The following is a 2,051-nucleotide window of genomic DNA, read 5'->3' as shown; positions in this document are numbered from 1 at the left end:
TTCGCCGGCTTTCACGTTGAGTTCGACCTGTTCGGGCTTCGTCGCGCCGGCGATGACGCTGCCGACATGGGGCTGCGAGGCAAGCCAGCCGAAAGCGACGTCGAGGATCGTGCGCCCGCGCGCCGCCGCGAAGGCCTCGAGCTTCTCGACGATGTCGAAATTGGCATCGGTGAGGATCGACTTCGCCCGCTCGCCCCACATGACAAGGCGCGAGTCGTTCGGCCCCGCTGCGTTGCGCTTGTATTTGCCCGTCAGCATGCCGCTCGCCAGCGGGAAATAGGGCAGCACGCTGGCGCCATAGGCATTCGCCGCCTGCACGAGATCGGTCTCGATCTTGCGGTCGAGCAGATTGTAATGGTTCTGCGCCGAGATGAACTTCGCATAGCCCCTCTTCTCGGCGATGTACCAGGCCTCGACGAGCTGCCAGCCGGTGAAGTTCGACGAACCGACATAACGCACCTTGCCGGCCCGGATGAGATCGTCGAGCGCGGACAGCGTTTCCTCGATCGGCGTTTCCGCATCGGGGAAATGGATCTGGTAGAGGTCGATATAATCCGTACCAAGACGCTTCAGGCTTGCCTCCACCGCATTCATGATGTAGCGGCGCGAAGCGCCCTGCATGTAGCCGCCGGGGCCCATCGGCAGGCCGAACTTGGTCGCCAGCACGATGTCCTTACGCCGAGCCCCCAGCGCCTTGCCGAGCATCGTTTCCGAGCCGCCCTGCCCGCCATACATGTCCGCCGTATCGAAGAGCGTGATGCCGAGATCAAGCGCCTTGCCGACGACGGCGTCGGTTTCCGTCTGGTCGCACTTCATGCCGAAATTGTTGCAGCCGAGGCCGACGACCGAAACCTTGAGGCCGGACTTGCCGAGCGTCTTCATGCGCATCTGCGTCTCCCGTTATCTGATGGAACGATGTGAATGGCAGGTGTGTGAGCTTAGCGCGTTTGCACCGCAGCGCAGATGACATCTCTGTCAGCAATTGCATCCGCGTCGCGATTGCACCCCTAAAGCAAATTCTTTAGACTCCGAAAATAGGGCAATTACCCTAAAACAAAAGGCGGCCGCGAGAGAGCCCGGAAAGGGCCGGCGAGACCGCCTGTCTCAGGAGGAGGAGACGCATGAAATTCACCTGGTTCAATCTGATGCCATGGCCGTATCTCCCGGACGACTTCCGCGAGAAGCATCGTTCGGTCTGGGTCGACATCGACTCGCGGCTCTTCGATCCGGCGAAGAGCCACGAGGTCTACAACTCGCATATGGACCTGCTGGAATATGCCTCGACGCTCGGCTTCGACGGCATCGGCGTCAACGAGCACCATCAGAACGGCTACGGCATCATGCCGTCTCCGAACATCATCGCGGCCGGCCTCGCGCGGCGCACCAAGGATGTCGGTCTCGTCGTGCTCGGCAATTCGATCGCGCTTTATAACCCGCCGGTCCGTGTCGCCGAGGAATTCGCGATGCTCGACTGCATTTCGGGCGGCCGCCTCGTCGCGGGCTTCCCGGTCGGCACGTCGATGGACACCAATTATTGCTACGGCCAGATTCCGGCGCTGACGCGCGAGAAATATGCCGAAGCGCATGACCTCATCAAGCGCGCCTGGAACGAGCCCGATCCCTTCGCCTTCAATGGCCGCTACAACAAGCTGCGCCACGTCAACATCTGGCCGCGTCCGATCCAGAACCCGATGCCGATCCACATTCCCGGCGGCGGCTCGGTCGAGACCTACGACTTCTGCATCGACAACACCTATTCCTACTCCTACCTCTCCTTCTCCGGCTACATCCGCGCCAAGGCGCTGATGCAGGGCTACTGGGATCGCGTCGCCGCGCGCAACGCGCCCGACGCATCGCCTTATCGCGCGGGCTTTGCCCAGACGATCTGCGTCGCCGAGACGGACGAGGAAGCCGAGCGGCTCTATTCCGAACATGTGAGCTACTTCTACAACCGCTGCCTCCATGTCTATGGCGGCTTTGCCGATGCGCCCGGCTACCGCACCATCAAGACGATCCAGACGGGCGCGCTCTCGCAATATGCGCCGCCCGGC

The 2,051-nt window shown here is 62.0% G+C and carries 2 protein-coding genes; one reads left to right on the top strand and one right to left on the bottom strand.

Annotated elements, in window-relative coordinates:
* On the bottom strand, nt 1-888 hold an 888-nt coding region (locus VMR03_RS03065; RefSeq protein WP_325402167.1), incomplete at its 3' end, for an aldo/keto reductase.
* A gap of 233 nt (nt 889-1,121) precedes the next feature.
* Here VMR03_RS03065 and VMR03_RS03060 point away from each other — a divergent pair.
* Nucleotides 1,122-2,051, top strand: a 930-nt coding sequence (locus VMR03_RS03060) for an LLM class flavin-dependent oxidoreductase (protein WP_325402165.1), incomplete at its 3' end; no start/stop codon positions are given.

It is taken from the genome of Parvibaculum sp. (assembly GCF_035511255.1).
In the GTDB taxonomy this organism is placed as follows: Bacteria; Pseudomonadota; Alphaproteobacteria; order Parvibaculales; family Parvibaculaceae; genus Parvibaculum.
The sequence above is the reverse complement of the archived record's forward strand: the minus strand, read 5'-3'. Positions and strand labels throughout refer to the sequence as shown.